This is a genomic window from Chryseobacterium sp. Leaf404 (assembly GCF_001424145.1).
Taxonomy (GTDB): Bacteria; Bacteroidota; Bacteroidia; order Flavobacteriales; family Weeksellaceae; genus Chryseobacterium.
On the sequence record NZ_LMQM01000011.1, the window covers coordinates 202,947 to 221,693 of the forward strand.

General features: G+C 36.9%; 17 protein-coding genes. 10 read left to right on the forward strand and 7 right to left on the reverse strand.

Going from position 1 to position 18,747, the window contains the following annotated elements; genetic code table 11:
* Positions 1-25 precede the first annotated feature (25 nt).
* From ASG31_RS10740 to ASG31_RS18940, 3 genes are all read right to left on the reverse strand, one after another.
* The gene (locus tag ASG31_RS10740) at positions 26-1,075 is read right to left on the reverse strand and encodes a glucosaminidase domain-containing protein (protein WP_056031991.1); all 1,050 of its coding nucleotides are present in this window, start codon (positions 1,073-1,075) and stop codon (positions 26-28) included.
* Between the two features lie 66 nt (positions 1,076-1,141).
* Positions 1,142-2,044 carry a 1-aminocyclopropane-1-carboxylate deaminase/D-cysteine desulfhydrase gene (locus ASG31_RS10745; RefSeq protein WP_056031994.1) on the reverse strand — a complete coding sequence of 301 codons (903 nt, stop codon included), beginning with the start codon at positions 2,042-2,044 and terminating at the stop codon, positions 1,142-1,144.
* 81 nt (positions 2,045-2,125) lie between these two features.
* Entirely contained in the window at positions 2,126-2,458 is a 333-nt protein-coding gene (locus ASG31_RS18940) for a hypothetical protein (protein ID WP_056032573.1), read from the reverse strand.
* Between the two features lie 43 nt (positions 2,459-2,501).
* On the opposite strand from ASG31_RS18940, the gene ASG31_RS10755 reads away from it, so the two are divergent.
* Positions 2,502-2,681 carry a DUF5522 domain-containing protein gene (locus ASG31_RS10755; protein ID WP_056031997.1) on the forward strand — a complete coding sequence of 60 codons (180 nt, stop codon included), beginning with the start codon at positions 2,502-2,504 and terminating at the stop codon, positions 2,679-2,681.
* A gap of 5 nt (positions 2,682-2,686) precedes the next feature.
* Positions 2,687-3,217 (forward strand): DUF4136 domain-containing protein, encoded by a 531-nt coding sequence (locus ASG31_RS10760; protein ID WP_056032000.1) that lies wholly within the window; start codon positions 2,687-2,689, stop codon positions 3,215-3,217.
* Between the two features lie 50 nt (positions 3,218-3,267).
* On the opposite strand, the gene ASG31_RS10765 is transcribed toward ASG31_RS10760, so the two are convergent.
* A complete protein-coding gene (locus tag ASG31_RS10765) occupies positions 3,268-4,176 on the reverse strand; it encodes an SPFH domain-containing protein (RefSeq protein ID WP_056032003.1) in 909 nt (302 codons plus the stop codon).
* A gap of 235 nt (positions 4,177-4,411) precedes the next feature.
* Between ASG31_RS10765 and ASG31_RS10770 the strand changes: the two genes are divergently transcribed.
* Both ASG31_RS10770 and ASG31_RS10775 read left to right on the forward strand, forming a co-directional pair.
* Entirely contained in the window at positions 4,412-7,258 is a 2,847-nt protein-coding gene (locus tag ASG31_RS10770; RefSeq protein ID WP_056032006.1) for a S8 family serine peptidase, read from the forward strand.
* Positions 7,259-7,264: 6 nt separating this feature from the next.
* Positions 7,265-9,079, forward strand: a complete 1,815-nt coding sequence (locus ASG31_RS10775; RefSeq protein WP_056032009.1) for a hypothetical protein — start codon at positions 7,265-7,267, stop codon at positions 9,077-9,079.
* 40 nt (positions 9,080-9,119) lie between these two features.
* On the opposite strand, the gene ASG31_RS10780 is transcribed toward ASG31_RS10775, so the two are convergent.
* Positions 9,120-10,475 carry a deoxyguanosinetriphosphate triphosphohydrolase gene (locus tag ASG31_RS10780; protein ID WP_056032576.1) on the reverse strand — a complete coding sequence of 452 codons (1,356 nt, stop codon included), beginning with the start codon at positions 10,473-10,475 and terminating at the stop codon, positions 9,120-9,122.
* Positions 10,476-10,547: 72 nt separating this feature from the next.
* On the opposite strand from ASG31_RS10780, the gene ASG31_RS10785 reads away from it, so the two are divergent.
* The 6 genes from ASG31_RS10785 (at position 10,548) to ASG31_RS10810 (ending at position 14,990) form a co-directional block, all read left to right on the forward strand.
* Positions 10,548-11,282 (forward strand): endonuclease, encoded by a 735-nt coding sequence (locus ASG31_RS10785; RefSeq protein ID WP_056032012.1) that lies wholly within the window; start codon positions 10,548-10,550, stop codon positions 11,280-11,282.
* Positions 11,283-11,877: 595 nt separating this feature from the next.
* Positions 11,878-12,597, forward strand: a complete 720-nt coding sequence (locus ASG31_RS10790; protein ID WP_056032016.1) for an AAA family ATPase — start codon at positions 11,878-11,880, stop codon at positions 12,595-12,597.
* Positions 12,598-12,654: 57 nt separating this feature from the next.
* Entirely contained in the window at positions 12,655-13,239 is a 585-nt protein-coding gene (locus ASG31_RS10795) for a hypothetical protein (protein ID WP_131725541.1), read from the forward strand.
* A 97-nt stretch (positions 13,240-13,336) separates the two neighbouring features.
* Positions 13,337-14,065: a hypothetical protein gene (locus ASG31_RS10800; protein ID WP_056032022.1), complete on the forward strand. Its 729-nt coding sequence runs from the start codon at positions 13,337-13,339 to the stop codon at positions 14,063-14,065.
* Positions 14,066-14,157: 92 nt separating this feature from the next.
* Positions 14,158-14,619, forward strand: a complete 462-nt coding sequence (locus ASG31_RS10805) for a hypothetical protein (protein ID WP_056032025.1) — start codon at positions 14,158-14,160, stop codon at positions 14,617-14,619.
* A gap of 17 nt (positions 14,620-14,636) precedes the next feature.
* Complete coding sequence (locus tag ASG31_RS10810) at positions 14,637-14,990, forward strand: GNAT family N-acetyltransferase (RefSeq protein ID WP_231433753.1); 354 nt, start codon at positions 14,637-14,639, stop codon at positions 14,988-14,990.
* Between the two features lie 58 nt (positions 14,991-15,048).
* Here ASG31_RS10810 and ASG31_RS18740 read toward each other — a convergent pair whose 3' ends face one another.
* Together ASG31_RS18740 and ASG31_RS10820 are read right to left on the reverse strand one after the other, a co-directional pair.
* On the reverse strand, positions 15,049-15,207 hold the full coding sequence (locus ASG31_RS18740) for a hypothetical protein (protein WP_206549394.1): 159 nt from the start codon (positions 15,205-15,207) through the stop codon (positions 15,049-15,051).
* Between the two features lie 421 nt (positions 15,208-15,628).
* Positions 15,629-18,619 carry a LamG-like jellyroll fold domain-containing protein gene (locus ASG31_RS10820; protein WP_231433752.1) on the reverse strand — a complete coding sequence of 997 codons (2,991 nt, stop codon included), beginning with the start codon at positions 18,617-18,619 and terminating at the stop codon, positions 15,629-15,631.
* Between the last annotated feature and the right edge of the window lie 128 nt (positions 18,620-18,747).

The window sequence follows — 18,747 nt, forward strand, 5'->3', positions numbered from 1 at the left end:
GATGGTAAAAAACAATTGCATACCATTAATTTCTTGGTTTTTTTGAAATCAGATAAATTAACTGTCCGGCTGAAGGTTTCTGGCCCTCATCCATTCTGTTTTTTGCGTATAATTTGTTGAGTTTAATTCCGAATTTCTGGGCTATGTCATGCATATCTTCAGAAAGTCCCGCCTGATAGGTTGGTGTAGTTCCGTCAGAATTTTTAGATTCAAGGAAGATGATTTCGTTTTTCTTTAAAGAATTGGTATTCAGCTCATTCCATTTCATCAGTTTTTCTTCACTGATTTTAAATTTATTGGCAATAAACTGAATATCTGTATCTTCCGGAATAATTACATATTTCAAACCTCCATTAGGATGGCTTTTAATTAAAATAGAATTCAGAATTTCTGATTTGGTCTTCACACGTTCCTTTTTGGGAGCTTCAGCGTACACTTTTTTAGGCGAAGGTGCGGGTTTTGAAGCTTTTTTCTTCTCAACAACCTTTGAAGATTCAAGACTTGCCATGTATGCCTGATCGTCCTTCAATCCAGGATACATCTTAAGAATAGCAAAATTGACTTCTTTAGAACTCACCTGATCAAATTCGTAAAGTCTGTACTTTTCAATCTTGCTGATGAGAATGCCTGCATACCTTGGATTTGTGGCATAACCCGCCTTTTTAAGGCCGTGAGCCCACGCTTTGTAATCTTTCATATCCAGATTAAAAAGGTTGGCGTAATACTTTCTGGTAGCTAAAAAAACTGAGTGATCTTCATAAGACTGCTTCGGGTCATCATACACTCTGAAACACTCATTGGGAGCGTCATCGGTATGTTTCATCGTCTTGCCGGTCCATTCTTCTTTACACTTGATTCCAAAATGATTTTTTCCTTCCAGTGCGAGCCGGCTCTGTCCGCCACCCGTTTCCAAAAGCCCCTGTGCAAGCGTGATTGAGGCAGGAATTTTATATTTTTCCATTTCCTCTACGGCATACTGAGCAAATTTTTGAATGTACTGATCATCATTCGCCCAGGTTTGGGCTGAGAATTTAGATAAAACTAAAAGGCTTACGACGGTGAAAAGTCTTTTCATCTTATTATTTTTATTGTTTTAAAAGAAAGATGGAACACTGATGCGTTTCATTTTTCAGATATAAATTTATATAATTAAATTTCTGTTCTGTTTCTGCAGAAGCAAATTGACTCCTGCAATTCCCTGCAAACCACCGGTGTGAAAACAGAGAATTTTACTTCCTTCAGGAAAATAATTTTCATCTATCATTTCAAAAACTTTCTGCATCATTTTTCCTGTATAGATCGGTTCCAGCGGGATTCCATACTTTGATTTAAAGTCATTGATAAAACGGATATTTTCATCACTAATTTTACCATAACCTCCGAAAGCAGCATCAGTTAGATGAAAATTCATTTTTGAAGTTAACTCCGAAATTTTTTCATCCAATGAAGCATCATCCACTACCTTAAAACCTATAACTTTCTGATTGTCTTCACAAAACTGAGAAAGTCCGGCAACAGTTCCTCCGGTTCCGACTGCTGTGCAAAGATAATCAAAATCTTTTGTATCTTTATTGAGCATCATTTTAATGCCCTGAACAGCATTTCTATTGGTTCCGCCTTCGGGAATAATCAGTGCTTCGGGAAACTCATGTTTTAAAAATTCTGTAAGTTTTTCTTTATGCCGATATTCTTCACGGGAAACAAATTTAAGATTCATTCCGTTTCGTTTCGCATACACCAAAGTAGGATTAGCACTCCATTTTTGTTCTATTTCCTCGCCACGGATTATGCCTAAAGTATTAATATTAAAATGCTTTCCAACAGCTGAAACTGCTGAAATATGATTAGAAAAAGCTCCGCCAAAGGTTATTATTAAGGGATTTTCAGGTTTTAAATCTAAATAATTATTGATATTAAAAAAAAGTTTCCAGTATTTGTTTCCTGAGATTTCGGGATGAATGAGATCTTCCCTTTTCATAAAGAGCTTCACCTTTCCTCCGATAGGAATTTCTTTAACCGGAATCTGCATTTTAGGAATGTCCATGATGCAAAGTTCTCTTTTTTATTTTAAATAATTTGTTCCGATCCTACTGTATTCGTAGAATTAATCTGAAAGCAAGTGAATCTAATCTCTTAGATACTTACGAAATCCCCAGAACTTTCTTTTTTTCAGGTAATTCAAATCATGCTCCATCGAGTAGGCTTCACGTTCAAAAGATATTCTGCGATAGGCTTTGTGACTGTTTTTAAGCTTAAAAAGCCAGTAGTAAAATTCAAACAGATAAGCGATGTAGAAGAAAATAATAAGTAACTCCAATTGCTGCCGCAAATGAATTTTTTCATGATTGATCAGTATTTTATTTTTCTTATCTTCGGGATTCCTAATAAATATAAACGGAAAAAGTGTTATGCCACTTATTTTCAAGCGTTTTAGAGGTTTTTGGCATACAATTATCATAAACACAAATATATAGGTTTTTTGAATTTTAGCATTTAACTTTATGGCTCTATTTAATATCAAAGAGAATGAAGACTTTTATTATAACGAACAGGGATATAAAGTTTTTACAGAAAAATTTCATCTGAAGCGCGGCCACTGCTGCAAAAGCGGATGCAGGCACTGCCCTTACGGATATGATAAAAAGACAGACACATTTATAAAGATCATTAAAAAAAAATAAATAAAATGAAGAAATATATTTTTATTCTACTTGCAGCAAGCTTAGGTCTTGCATCGTGCAGCCCGTTTCAGGTAAGATCAGATTATGCTCAGACCGCTACTTTCAGCAATTACAGAACGTACAAACTGAGAATTGATGATCTGAAAATAAACGATATCGATAAAGACAGAGTTTTAAATGAATTATCAAAACAGCTGCAGGCAAAAGGTTTGCAGTCTGGCGAAAATCCTGATGTAATCATTAACGTGAAAGCCAATCACAAAAAAATCACTGATATCAACACCACCAATCCGTACGGAGGAATGTGGGGCTGGGGCGGCGGTTTTGGTTGGGGAATCGGGATGAACAGAACCTGGACGAGCAATTACAACGAAGGCGCTATCATCGTTGATATGGTAGATGCGAGAACGCAAAAGTTGGTATGGCAGGGCATCGGAAGCGGTATTTCTGTTGACAGACCTAAAGCCAAGCAGAAGCAAATTCCTCAGATTATGTCTGAAATTATGGCAAACTATCCTCCGGGAATGAAGAAATAACAAAAAAGCGGTTTTCAACAAACCGCTTTTTTTTATTCCTTTTTTGAAAATTATTTTTTAGGTGGAAGATTCAAATCATCCAGATTTTGCGTGGCAGCCATGGAAACCACTAAATCATTCAACATAGAACTTGCTGCAGTTGGTGAATTTGGCAACAAAACCAAATTACTTCTGTTATTAGCTCCAATCGATTGAAGAGTATCATAATGCTGCGTAACCACTATTAAAGCAGAAGCTTCCTGAGGTTTGATATTCACAGAATTCAGCATGTGAACCGATTCCTGAAGACCTTTTGCAATTTCTCTTCTCTGGTCTGCAATCCCCTGCCCCTGAAGTTTTTTAGATTCTGCTTCAGCCTTTGCAACAGCTACAATTCTTATTCTTTGCGCTTCAGATTCATATTCAGCAGCTGTTTTTTCTCTTTCAGCAGCGTTGATTCTGTTCATCGCATGTTTCACCTGCTCATCCGGATCAATATCTGTCACCAAAGCTTTGATAATATCATATCCATAACTTTGCATTGCTTCCTGCAATTCACTTTTTACCGCAATAGCGATATCATCTTTTCTAACGAAAACATCATCTAATTTCGTTTTTGGAACTTCAGCACGCACAACGTCGAATACATAAGAAGTAATCTGATTTTCAGGATTTTCCAAACGGTAATAAGCGTCTTTTACATTTTCTCTGATCACCTGATACTGCACGGAAACTTTCATTTTAATAAATACGTTATCCAAAGTTTTGGTGTCTATAATAACATCCAACTGTTGGATTCTCAGATTCAGACGTTTCGCAATCTGATCGAGAAAAGGAATCTTCAGATGTAAACCTGCGTGGCTTACTTTCAAGAATTTACCCAATCTTTCCACAACCGCAGCAGATTCCTGCTTTACGGTGAAAAACGAGGCAAATAAAGTGATCAGTCCGAAAAAGACCAGAATACCTAAATAAATCATAGAATATATTTTAACAGTTAATTTTTAAATATACACAAAATTTATTTTTTTTACGAATTTTCACCAACATACTTTATTTTTTTATACATTTACGTAAACAATAACGCAAAAACTAAACATCGAGCAACTGTACAATTTCATGTTCTTATGAAAATTGAATTTCCGGCTTTGAGGACCGGAAAAGACTATAAAAATTCCAATTTTTTTCAAATAAAAACTAAACACCAAACCACTTATGTCTTTCCAGTTAAACATTCTGGATGAAGCATACGAAAGATTTACCGATGCCACCAGGAAAATAGAAACCATTAAAAAAGGGATTCAGGAAAACCGTAACGGAGAAAAATCACTCACAGAATTACAGTCTGATCCTCATGCTTTGGCCAGAAGAGTTGCTGCCGAGCACACTTCAATCCCTGACGCATTGGAGAGAATCAATGGTGTTCCGAATTTTCAGGACATTCACATTCTCAATAAAATCTTTAAAATTGCCGAATCTGTAGGAAGAATCACCATCAAAACCCGGTACGGAAATACAGGCTACGGAACAGGATTTCTGATCGCCCCCGGAATTCTGATCACCAACAACCACGTTTTCCCAGATCAGGATACAGCCAAAAATTCAACCGTTCAGTTTTTTTATGAGATGGACGGCGACAAAACCTCGAAGCGTACACTTTCTTTCAATTTTGAGCCTGAAAAATTCTTCATCACCTCGTCTTTTAAAACCACACCGGAGAATCCGCTTAACGGTCTGGATTTTACAGTTCTTGCAGTTTCAGAAAGATCAGATGACGGTAAAAACATTTCTGAAGTGCCTTACACATCACTCAACGAAAATTTAGGTAAAATCATTGACGGAGAAAGCTGCGTTATCATTCAGCATCCCAAAGGCGATTACAAAAAAATCGTCATGAAAGATATCCGAATGCTTACTTTAAAAGATGATTTCCTTATTTACGAATCAGATACCCTTCCCGGCTCTTCCGGAGCGGTTGTTATTGGCTTGGGAACCGGAGAAATTGTCGCCCTTCATCACAGCAGTATTCCGAGAAAAAATGAGCAGGGACAAATTCTGAGGAAAGACGGTGGCGTGTACAGCAGTGGTGATCCTGACGAGTCGATTGACTGGATGGGAAATGAAGGGGTAAGAATCAGTTCGATCATTAAATGCATCCGGAAATTTAAACTTCCCCAAAGTATGGAAGCATTCAGAAATTCTGTACTTAGAAGTTCATTCACAAAACAGGAAAAAGAGACAGAATCTGATCTTGAAGAAAAAAAACATCCAAATCCTGAAAACATCATGAAAAATTCAGAAAATACCGTCATTAATCAAAGTGTAAATATTCTCCAAAGTCCTTCATCAGATTCAGATACGGCACTTCAATATTTTGAAATTGAACTGGTCAATATTCAGACGATGCAGGATGACTGGGTGGATAATTATCAGAAATTAATTCCCGAAATCGTAAGTAACGAGCCAGTTTTTCCGTTTTCAACTTCTGCTTCACAGAAAAGTATTTATTATGTGACGGTGCGGTCATCAGAAAATCCATGGGAAATTTCAGCGAAACTGGAAGCTTTACCTCAGATAAAAAATGCCACCCCTGATCTACCAATGGAAACGGATATGCAATTTCCAAGCAGCAGCAACATTCACCTAACCGAATCTGATATTTTGGAAACCATGAAAACCAGTAATGTGGTGGAACGTGAAGATGATTTTAAAACAAAATGGAATGCTTCCCACTATTTTGATATTAAAACAGATACTAAAGAAGAAAGACAACGGGGTTGGAACCGCATCGCAGTCGGTCTTACCATAAACAACGGAACTGTCGATTTTTTAAATGATATTGAAACCGATACAGAAACCATTTTAGAAAAAATTATAAAATCTGAGAAAGGGAATTTTGAAGAGGTAAAAAAACGGCTTAAAAATTTAAAATTAATTCAGCTTGATACAGGTTACACCGATCATTCAAAGGTAAAAGGAAGATTTAATTATGAAAACGACGAAGATTTTATCGACGGCTCAGACGCCAGAGATGAAATGGTAAAAGGACTTCTGAAACATCCCGGCCACGGAACCCGCACAGCCAGCATTATCTGCGGTGGAAAGATGAATTACAAGAGCGACGGAAATTATGGCATTTTAACTGATAAAAACAAGGAACAGTTAATAGAAGTAATCCCCTACCGGATTGCAGAATCTGTTGTTTTGATCGGAAGAGGAAAAAATCTTGTCGATGCTGTCAATCAGGCGGTAAATACAGGTGCCGACATTCTTTTCATGTGCATGGGAAGTTATCCGAGACTGATGATTTCCGAAGCTGCAAAATCTGCCTATGAAAACGGAATTATTTGGTGCTGTGCCGCTGGAAATGAGGTGGAAACCATCGTTGCTCCTGCCCTCTATCCCGGAACAATTGCCGTGGCAGCCATCAATCCTAACCAAAAACCATGGCGAGGAAGCAGCTACGGAAAAGCGGTTGACATTGCTGCTCCCGGAGAAGATGTTTACGTACCTTCAATGGATAAGGAGAAAAATGAAATCATGGCGTACGGAAGCGGAACAAGCTACGCAACACCGCACATAGCCGCAGCTGCCGCACTTTGGAAAGCCAAAAATTTTGATGAAATCTATAAAAAATACCAGTTCCCGTGGCAGATTGTTGAAGCCTTTAGAACCTGTCTGAAAAATTCAGTTTTCAAGCCGGATAGTTGGGATACGGATAATTATGGAGCAGGAATTTTGGATATTTCCAGTTTACTAAAACAGAAACTTCCGGAAGCTAAGGATTTGCAGCATGCCTACACCAATTTCAGACAGACAGAATGGGATCTCGGCATTCGTGAAGGGGTACATTTTCTCTGGAAGACTTTAATTAAAAAAGTAACTCCAGGCAAACAGTTTGAAAGTGATATGAGCGAAATGATGATGACCGAAAGAGGAAGGATTGCCGTCTCGGCCATCACCGGAAATACCGTTTCCAGCGTATTTGAATCCGACTCCGGGAACTCTGCACATGATTCTGAGAAGATCTTAAAAATGTATTTTGACAGCTACAAAAACTAAAACACCATGACTTCATATTTTGATTTACATCTGCATCCGATTTTCAAAAATCACATCTGCAATTATGATGAGACACTTCCGAAAGTCACAAAAAGCATAAAAGACTACACCCAACCGATCAGAATGACCAACGTCATCACCAATGTTCTGGACGATCTTCTGCTTCATATTCTTAAAAGTCAGTGCTCGGTAACGCAATGTGACAAAGGAAATCTGAAATTTGCCGTCGCCGGAATCTGCAATCTTGAATACGGTTTCGCAGACAGCAAAGGCCTGTTTGGAGGTATTTTAAAAAGTAATTTTTCAAATCCTTTAGATAAAAAATATTTCGATAAAGTTCGGAACGGCGAAGTTTCCTATTACCGTCTGATGCTGATGGAACTGAGCATTTTCCGTTTTCTGCATGACCAAAATGTGATCAATTTTGCATCAAGAAATTCGCAGAAACGGAACAATGGCAAAATGGAGCTCTGTTTCAGTCTCGAAGGAAGCCACAACATCAGCAAATATCTTGTAGGAAATGCTTCAAAACTTGATTTTGAAAAAGACAGAATTATTGATGAAGAATCAGGAAAATTGCTTTCGCAGGATGATTTATGGAGAGAACTTGTTCCCGCAAACAACGGAAACTGTAGCAATAACGACCCTTACAGAAGTACCGATCCCGACTGCCTTCCGCACCACAGCCAGAATCCCGCAGAAAATTTTGAATACTTCTATCACAGCCTTTCAAAATCGGGAATGGATCTTTTTTATCTGACCGTTACACATTTAACCCACATCAAAGAACAGGTTTTGGCAACCCATGCTTTCGGAATGAAAATGCTGAAACACCCTTCATTTTTTCCTTTCGGAAATGGTTTTACCAATCTTGGATATCAGATGCTTCAGAAATGTTTTACCATGACGAATCATCTGAGAGAAGCACGACCTGTTTTAATTGACATCAAACATTTAGGTCTGAAATCGAGACAGGATTTGTATGAATGGAGAAAAAACTTTTTAACAACAAAATTTCCTAAAGGCAGTCCAGATTATTCAAAAATCCCGCTGATTGCATCGCACATTGGCGTCACTGGCTACAGTGTCAACGAATGGAAAAACGCTTTGGAAACCGATAAATGCAAGGTTTATCATTACAACGGCGCCCGTGCAGTTTCGGTGGAAACCAAGAGAAAACCTTCCGGAAAATGGGGTTCTTCTATTAATAACGATTTCAGTTTTAATCCGTGGTCGATTAATTTAATGGATGAAGATATTATTGAAATTTTAAAAAGCGGCGGAATTCTCGGGGTAAGTCTCGATGTTAGAATCCTCGGTTTTCAGTCTAAAGCAGGTTTAAATATGGCTGGCGACGAAGAATACCTGAGTACACCTGATTTCCAGACTCATTTTCCACAAATTTCAGTTAAAAATCTCCGTACAGAAACTATGGAATCGATGATGGAGCAGGAAAGCTGGTTGGTTCCAACTAAGGAAGAACGCCATCCGCTGGTGTTCTGTTTTAACGTCATCCATATCATTCAGGTTGGAATTGTAAGGGTTGGAATGAGCGAGCCGTGGAAAAATATCTGCATAGGAAGTGATTTTGACGGACTGATCGAACCTTTAAAAATCTGTCCCGACGCATCATCTCTGGATGAACTCGAAGCCAATCTTCACAAATGGCTTTTGATTGCTGAAAAATCCTACGTGGATCAAAACGGCGGAAAAGCTGTACTTGCCGATAAACCTCAAAAGGAAATCAACAAAATCATCACCGGAATAATGGGACAGAATGGAATTGATTTTTCAGAAAAATGGAAGAATAATTTTCAGTGATTGATGGTCATCCAGCTGTTACAGATGCGTGATTCGTTTTTTACATCGTCATTCCGATATCAATACCTTTGATTTTTCGGTAAAGATCTGTTGCATAATTATCTGTCATCCCCGAAACAAAATCGATCACGCCCAAAACTTTCTGATAATCTGGACCTTCTTCATACACAAACTGTTGCGGAAGAAGTTTCAATGCCATTTTATCATAAGATTTAATCTCATTTTTAGACTTTAAAACTGATGGAATAAAGTGATCTAAAAGTTCGTACATTACGTTGTATCCGGCGTTTTCAATCTCAACAACTGCTTTGTGATTGTAAATTTTATTGATTGAAAAAATCTCAATATCCTTTAAAGTATTTTTTTCGGATTTATAGATGTCGAGCAGGGTTTTATCTAAACTTCCGTCAAGAATTTTGCTGAAATTGGCTTTATAAATTTCGATGGATTGATTGATTAATGCGTTAATAACCTTGGCTCTCAGGTAAGAAATCCGTTCGTTTTCGTTTGAAATCAAACTGAGTTTATCTTTTACTTTTTTGATGTCATTCGTCTCTGATTTTACCAGTTCAAAGAACAGATTTTCGCAGTCGGCGGTTGATACAATTCCCAAACGGTGCGCATCTTCCATGTCGATAATGTTATAACAAATATCGTCAGCGGCTTCTACCAGCCAGACGAAAGGATGTCTTCTGAAAATATACGGCTCATCATTTTCCTTTACAAGTTTCGTTGCTTCAGCAATTTTCAGGAAAGTATCTTTTTCATTCTGGAAGAAACCGAATTTCTTACGGTGAAGATTTTTTTTATCTCTTGCAACGGCTTCACAAGGATATTTGGCAATGGCAGAAAGTGTAGAATAGGTCAATTGAGTTCCGCCTAAATCTTTGCCCTGCTGCTGATGCGTGAGAACACGGATGGCGTTGGCGTTTCCTTCAAAATTGACGAGATCTGCCCATTCTTTTGCATTGAATTTATCTTTAATCTGATTTTCATTTTTATCAAAATAACTCGCAATTGCATCCTCACCCGAATGCCCGAAAGCAGGATTTCCAACGTCATGACATAGACAGGCCGCGGCAATTACGTTGCTGAGATTATGCGTGTAAAAGCTTTTCGAATCTTCAGTCAAAACCGTTTCAAAATTTTTAACGATAAAATCTCCGATAATGCTTCCCAAACTTCGTCCAACAGAAGAAACTTCAAGTGAATGCGTCAATCTGTTGTGCACAAAAACGCTTCCCGGAAGCGGGAAAACCTGAGTTTTATTCTGCAGTCTTCTGAAGGCAGAAGAAAATATAATTCTGTCATAATCTCTCTGAAAATCGGTGCGGGAGGCCGCTGTATTTGGATTATTGCCGGTACGCTGACTGGTGAAAATCTCATTCAAATTCATCATTTTTCAAAATTAAAGCAAATTTTATTTTTAAAGGAATAATATTTGACTTTTTACACAAAAAAATAAGCTATGCCCGAAGGTCCGACTATAGTTTTGATGAAAGAAGATCTGCAAAAATTTGAAGGTCAGAAAGTAATTTCAATGAGTGGAAGTGAAGTTCCAAAAACCGTCGATCTGAGTGGTGAAACATTGCGTGAAATCAAGACTTTCGGCAAGCAGACCTACCTGATTTTTGACAAAATTATTTTTAAAATTCACCTGATGATGTTCGGATCCTACAGTTTATCTATGCGAAAAGATATCGATACCCTTCGCCTGGGCCTTACTTTCAAAGAAGACGGAATGTATTTTTACACCTGTGTGGTAAAAGTGGCTGACAAAAGCGAATTATCTAAAATAAATTGGGAAGCAGACATCATGAGCAAAAAATGGAGTGATGAAAAAGCAATCGAAAAAATGCAGAAACATCCTGAAATGATGATCTGTGACGCTCTGATGAATCAGGATATTTTTGCCGGAGTGGGAAATATCATTAAAAATGAGGCTCTGTTCCGGGCAGAAATTCATCCGGAAAATTTGATTAAAAATTTGAATAAGGCAAAGCTTAAAATGATTATAAAAAAAACGAAGGATTACGCTTCTGAGTTTTTAAAATATAAACGTACCGATACTTTGAGCAAGACATTTCAGGTTTACCATAAAAAGACCTGTATGAAATGTGGAGAGGAGATTTTTAAAAAGGAAACCGGAAAAAGCAGGCGAATGAGTTTTTTTTGTACAAATGATCAGAAACTTCTGAAGTAAAACTCAAGAATAATATAGGTTCCTCATGTTAATTTTTGTTTTAACAACAAAATTTTTTGAATGCACAACATACCAATTCTAATTGATTTTTAATTGAGAACTCTGCAATACTTACTGAAGAATAATTACCAAAATAACATTTAATTAATGATTTGATAATCAAATTCAACCTATAAACATAGCCACCATTTTAAAATCAACATTTACAAAAACGTCAATTTCCCTGTTAAATCTACTTAAAACAGTGATAAACGTCATATTGAGAGGTTTGGAATCTTTAAAATTTGCCGTAAATTTGCATTATAGAATTCACAACAAATTATCAATAAAATAAAAATTCAACAATTATGATCGCCTATATCGGAATCGCAACATGTGCAGTATTAGTATCTTCTTATTTTGCAACAGCTAAGAAAGAGGGAAATTAATTTAAAACTTTTTACTGCCTATAGGAAAAATTTACTCATTGAGTTTCATTTTTTTTTAAATTCATCCTTTTAAGTAAATTATTTTTTACAAATTGATCAAACTTTGAGGTTTGATTTTTTTTTTGTTTGAATGTCAAAAATTTATCTTTACCAAAATTTAATTGAAAATGAATCTGTATAACCTCATCATTCAGGATAAAAAAAACGTTAAACTGGACGATGTCTACCTTGAACCTGAAAATAAGCAACAGATTCTACAGCTCATCAAAGAACAGAAATACACAGACGAACTTCAGAAATATGGGCTTCCCGTCAACAATAAAATCCTTCTCCAAGGAAGTTCAGGTTGTGGAAAAACCATGACAGCAAAAGCGGTTGCGAATGCTTTGGATAAGAATATCATCATCCTCAACCTCAGCAATATTGTTTCTTCAAGAATTGGCGAAACTTCCCAAAACATCAAAATGATTTTCGACAAAGCGGCGAGAGAACGCTCCGTTCTTTTCCTTGATGAACTCGACCAAATCGGGAAAGCCAGAGGAAGCGATGATAAAGATGTTGGCGAAATGCGAAGACTAGTCAACACGCTGATTCAGCTCATCGATTATTACCCCGAAAATGCACTTCTCCTCTGCGCCACCAACCACGCAGAAATCATCGACACCTCAATCATCAGACGTTTTCAGTTGAAAATAAAATACGAAATGCCTTCACAGGAATTTTTGAATTCTTTTTACGACAGTCTTTTGTTAAAATTCCCTGAAGATCTCAGGAATATTGAAAGGAAATATAATGTTTCGTTTGCTGAAGCGAAAGATTATGCTTTTACGGTGGTGAAAGGGAGGTTGATTGAGAAGCTGGAGATCAAAAATTTTTTTTCTGATTAACTGTTAACAGTAATTTAATAAGAATTTCCGAAATTGACCTTTACAAAAAATAGAAAAATGAAATACTGCTACTGCCTAAGTCTTACATTTTGCCTACAACTCACTGTTTTGGCACAAGATACTACTGCTTCAAAGCATTTCAATGTTATTGTGAGAGATATATCCGGAGATTTGAACAACGATAACATAGATGATAGAGTCACTTTAGCAATGGATTCTTCAGATTACAGGCAAACAATGACATTACAGGTTTTTCTGTCACAGCATGACAAACAACTAAAGCCCGTTATCTCTTCGACTCAGGCCAGTCATCACATCAGGTCCCTACAAATAGAAGACGGTCTCCTCAAAATTGAATCAGAACTTGGAGAAGGCTATATCATCTTTGATTTTAAATATCAAAAAGGCAGTTTTGAATTGATTAAAGTTTTAAAAATCTCCCATGATGGCGACTTTGACTTTGCCGCCATTAAAAATACTATCTTCACAGTAACAGAAATCAATTTTATCACCGGTGTCAAATATCACAAACAAATTTTCGGAAATGGATCGAAAACGATTGTTACAAAAGAGAAAATAGGAAAGACAAAACCTTTAATAAAGCTGCAGAATTTTAAGTTTTCCGATATTGATAAATATTAAGATGTGCTATCATTTTCTCATTTACATTTGAATTAATTTCGTCCACAACAAATATTTAATTATTTATAAGCTATAAATTAAAAAACATTTTAAAATAATGAAAAGAAAAAATTTGATCTTATTCATGATTTCATTCATTGCATTATCATCTTGTACGAATAAATTATTTAACTACGCCCTTACCAAAAAAGGCATTTACGATGAAAAAATTTCTGTAAGTAAATTTAATTTCAAAGACAAGCAAATTGTTTTCTTTCCTATGCACCATATCGGAACACAAAACTTTTATTCTGATGTGAATACTAAAATTGACTCTTTACAAAAGTTAGGGTTTTTCTTTTACCTTGAAAATGTTACAAGCAAATCATCAGATAAACAGGATTTGATGAAATTAAGAAAAATTATGGGAATGGGATTACCGAATGGAGGATATGAAAAAATTCTTGACTCAATAATGCTTGAAAAAAATTTAAAATTTACAAAAGAAATTAAATTTCAGCCTGCTTATGCAGATTGGAGACTTAATAGTATAAATAGCAAAAATGTAGATGCTACGGTGCCTGAGTTAATAAAATTTTATGAAAGCAAATATGGTGAGATTAAATTAGAAGAATGTGATTTAAATACTCCGGATATAACTAATAGCACGAAATGTTCTTATAGAAAAAACGAAAGAAAAGCCTACCAAATTTTAGTACTTAATTACAGAAATAATTTAATCGCCAATAAAATAAACGATAACTCAAAACAGAAAATTGCTCTGATCTACGGCGCGGGACATTATGATGGCATTAAAAAGCTTTTGGATTCTTTAGAAAAACAGTAAATGACACATCCAATGTTGGCGCAAGCGTCCCGGTTGTGTCAACAATTACAAAATCACCAACATATTTGACAAACATCAAAAACCGACAAAGAATGGGACTCTTAGACTTTATATTCAAAAAAACGATAAAACTTGAAAACGAATTCTTTGGGACAATGTTATTTCAAGCAGACAAGAAAGATTCACTGAAAAGTTATTTTGAATGTAAGAGACATTTTAAACCTTCAGACCAAAAAATAGAAATCGGAATAGATGGAGAAATAACCGGGCCGACACAAAAACAAATTGATTTTTTTAAAAGTATAGAAGATAATTATTTAACCATTACAAAATCAATTACACCACTCATCGAAGATGAATTTGGAAATTGGAAAGATGGCTTTAAAATCATTGATTTTCATAAAGAGTTTGAACCCGTTTATTTACGACTTCAAAGATGTATAAGCAAACCAATAATATGGGAAATTGCTTTTGAAAGTGAACACGATAGAAATCACACTTTTACATTTATAATGTGGGACTTTGAAGCAAAAGAAATATTAATTGACGGGTAAATTACAAAAGCACAGAAATGACATTCAGAGAAGCAAAAATTGAAGATATAAAGCAGATTCAGGTTGTCAGGAATTCTGTTAAAGAAAATATGTTGTCCAATCCGGATCTGGTAACAGATGAAGACTGTGAGGAATTTTTATTTGAGAGAGGAAAGGGTTGGGTTTGCGAAATTGAAGATCAGATCGTGGGTTTTGCAATTGCCGACCTGAAAGAAAATAACATCTGGGCACTTTTCGTACATCCTGAATTTGAAGGTATAGGAATCGGGTCAAAACTTCAAAACATAATGCTGGATTGGTATTTTGAAAACGGAAAAGAGAATGTCTGGCTTGGAACCGCACCCAACACAAGAGCCGAAAAATTTTATTAAAAATCTGGCTGGACAAAAAACGGTATGCACGGAACTAATGAAGTAAAGTTTGAAATGTCTAAAAAACAGTGGGAAGATAGCAAAAAAGCATTCCGTCGAGGTAATTAAGTATTTCGTTAATACCGTCAATCACTCTGTTGAGGCAATCAACCATTTTGAATAGCCGAAAAACCACTCTGAAGAAGTAATCAATCATTCTGAAGAGACAATCAACCATTCTGAAGAGACAATCAAGTACTCCGAAGAGACAGTCAACCATTCCGAAGAGCCAATCAATTACTCCGAAGAGGCAATCAAGTACAATTCATTGCATTTCAGCACTTTACAGACTTATTGATAATATTAATTTTCCAAAACAAAAAACTTGTCGATACGATTTTTCAAAATCTACTCGAAGTGACGATATTATCAAACCATACAAAACACACTCCGTCAGTTCGAGTGTTTTTCGAAGCAAAGCGGAGAAAAATCTATCGAGAAGCAGTGAACAAAAAACAAAATCTATTTGTAAAACAAAAACTTCTCGATACGATTTTCTGCAAAAATCTACTCGAAGTGACGCTTCTAACAAAAAAAATCCTCTCAAATAAATGAAAGGATCCAATGAATAAGTATGAAATTATACAAGTGTTGTAATTTTACTGAACAATAATTTTAAAATTACTGTTTAAATTATCTCCTGATACGTTCAGAATATAATTTCCTGATGCTTTTTTACCTCCGAAATTTAAATTAAATGTTCCGTTTCCGTTGGCATTTAATTTCTCTTTCAGTATCACTTTTCCACTCATATCAATAACCGTAGCCGTAAGACTTGATTTTTTGTACTCAGGAAGTTTAATGTTGATCTGATCTTTCACAGGATTAGGGTAAACTGATCCTACATTTTTGCTGATGCTGAATTCCGCGTTTGCCAGCACTCCCTGACTGTACAATGCAGTAATTTCAGTCGGTGTTAAAGCATAGTTATACATCTTCAGCTCATCGAAAGCACCTTTGTAAGGAGCAGAAGCATTCGTTGTAGCCTGGAATTCAAGTTCACCAATGTTTCCAATGATGAAATCACTCGCTTCACCAATTCCGCCAACCGCAGTTTCATCAGTTTCCGTCATAAATACACCGTTTCTGTAAATTCTGATCTTGTGAGCCGTAATATCTCTCTGAATAACCACATTCACCCATGTTCCGTTGAAATAATTGGCAATAGGAGATGTGATTTCTTTTTTAGTTACATCATCATCAATGGCAAATCTCAGCTGACCACCTTTCATTTCTATGTTGAAACGTTTTCCTGTAGCACCTGTCGCAGTATTCTTAGTAATTGAACCTTTACACAAAACATACAGACTCGTTGCAGAAGAAGATGGGATCATACTTGCCGGAGCTTTCATCCAGTATGAAATGGTGAAAGAATTGGTATTAAACATAATTTCATCCTGATGCGGAATACTTGCTATGTAAGGCGTAGCTGAAGTTCCCGGAGCGGTAGCCAGATCCAGAGCAAAATTTTCTTTTCCCGGAACCCTTACACTTGCGTTGTCATAAGCTACATTTAAAGTTCCGTTGTTGGCATAAGTGGTTACATCGGCAATCTGCTCACCATCCCCCGGTGTTTCAGAAAAAGGCCAGTTTCCTACCAAAGATGGCGTCAAAGCACGGAAATTCCATACATCACCTGTTACCGAACCAAGATTGTTTGAAGAATCTATTCTCCAGTAATAATTGGTGGCTGTATTTAAATTGCTCAACTGATAAGAAGGTGTTGCAGAATAAGGAACAGTAGCAACGTTGCTTAAATTCTGAGGATCTGTTCCGAAATAAACGGTAAAGTTGGTTGTATTGGTACTTCCTGTCCATTTTAAAAGTAAATTTCCATTGGTAAAATCTACACTTAAATTATTGTTGGCAGGCGTTGGTGTTGTCGCTTTAGTTGGGGCTGAAGGTACTGGCGGTGTGGTAACCGATGCATTGGATGTGTAAACTGAAGAATCTGTAGCATTTACCGCTTTCACTCTGTAGTAATATTGAGTATTTGGTGTTAAACCTGTTTCATCATAACTCGTGGAATTGGCAGGAAGTGTTGCAATAACTGTCCAGGCTGTTCCATTTGGCGAGCGTTCTAAAATGAAGTTGGTTTCATTGTTAGAATTATCACTCCAGTTCACTGTTAACGAACTTGCAGCAGGTGTTCCTGAAGTTAAGGCATTGGTAAAATTTACTGCAGTTGGCGGATTCACAAAATCCGGAGCAGCAGTGTTTGGTAAACCATTGATGTAAACTTCAATATTTAAATAAGGGGCATTGGTAGTGCTTACATTTAAAGCATCTCCAACATTAGGATTGAGTCCGTTGGCGGTTTCCCACGCATCCGGCATTCCGTCGTTGTCGGTATCTAAAGGAGCCGGAGCACCGTAAATATGACCTGCGCCACCATTGGTAAATCCGTATTGAGCAGTCAGGTCACTTTGTACATAGACATACGCAGCTGCAGTTCCTTTAGACTGTAAATCTGAAACCATTAAACCATCTACCTGATCACGCTTGGGATAAGATGCTCCGACACCTGCAATAATATTATTGTATGCATCAACAGCTGATAATGCAGGATTTTTCATCGGATAATCATAAGATGTCGACTGAATCGCAGTGGCATCCCCGACAGGATATCCCGTTAAATCCTGAGGAACCAAAGTTCCGTCTAAAACTCCGTTTTTATTGTTATCAAAATAATTTCCGGAACCGTACAAGTTAAAGTTGGCATTCCCAACGCTGAAAGGTGTTGTCACTGAACTGCTCGTATTCGGACCTCCGATAAAATAATTGTTGATGATATTCACATAAGAAGCTCCGGCAGAATCTCCACCCATGATGTAAGCCTCTCCGGATTGCGTGTGGCCGTAAGTATTGCCATAATTTCCCCAGTTGTAAACGACATTGTTTACAAATTCGTTGATTCCTTTTACTTTATTGTTTCGGGTTTTGTTGCAGATGTATAAATTCCCGATCAAACTGATCTTCCCACCAGCGGAAGGCTGCATCAAACCGCCTGCTGAATGATTGTGACGGTGCATTCCCTGTCCGATAATTGAATTCTGAATGGTAATATTATCCGGACTGTTGCCATTATTGTCCCAGTTTACAGAGAAAACCTCATCAGTTCCCCAGGTAAAAGTCATGTGATCCAGAATAATATTGGCACCATTGGAAATCCCCGATGCATCCTGATTCTGAGCAGTTCCACCGTAGCGGATACGCATATATCTGGCAATCGTATTATTCGATCCTGAGAAAGAAACCCTTGGTCCTAAAAACAAAATTCCTTCTCCGGGAGCGGTTTGTCCGGCAATTGTAGTATTGGCAGCAACTGCAACTACTGATTGCAGATTAACAATCCCTCCCACTTTAAAAATCACAAATCTTCCGGGCTGGCTCACCGCATCACGGAAAGACCCCGGCCCGCTGTCATTCAAATTTGTAACCAGATAGATCTGAGGATTGGCAGCTCCTCTTGCTCCGGTAGTAAATCTTCCGAAACCTGTAGCTTCGGGAAAAGCTAAAGTCTGCGCATCTAAACCCGCTGCGGATAAAGTCAATCCACAAAACAGCAAAGATTTTAGAGCTTGCTTCATGAGTAAAGTTTTCTTGTTCATTTAATATTAATTTTGTGTTAACCAAGCTACCCACATTGCAAAACATGAGCATCCTGCGCCATCCTGCTACGGTTTAAAAATCAAATATTTAGGTTTTAAATTATTAT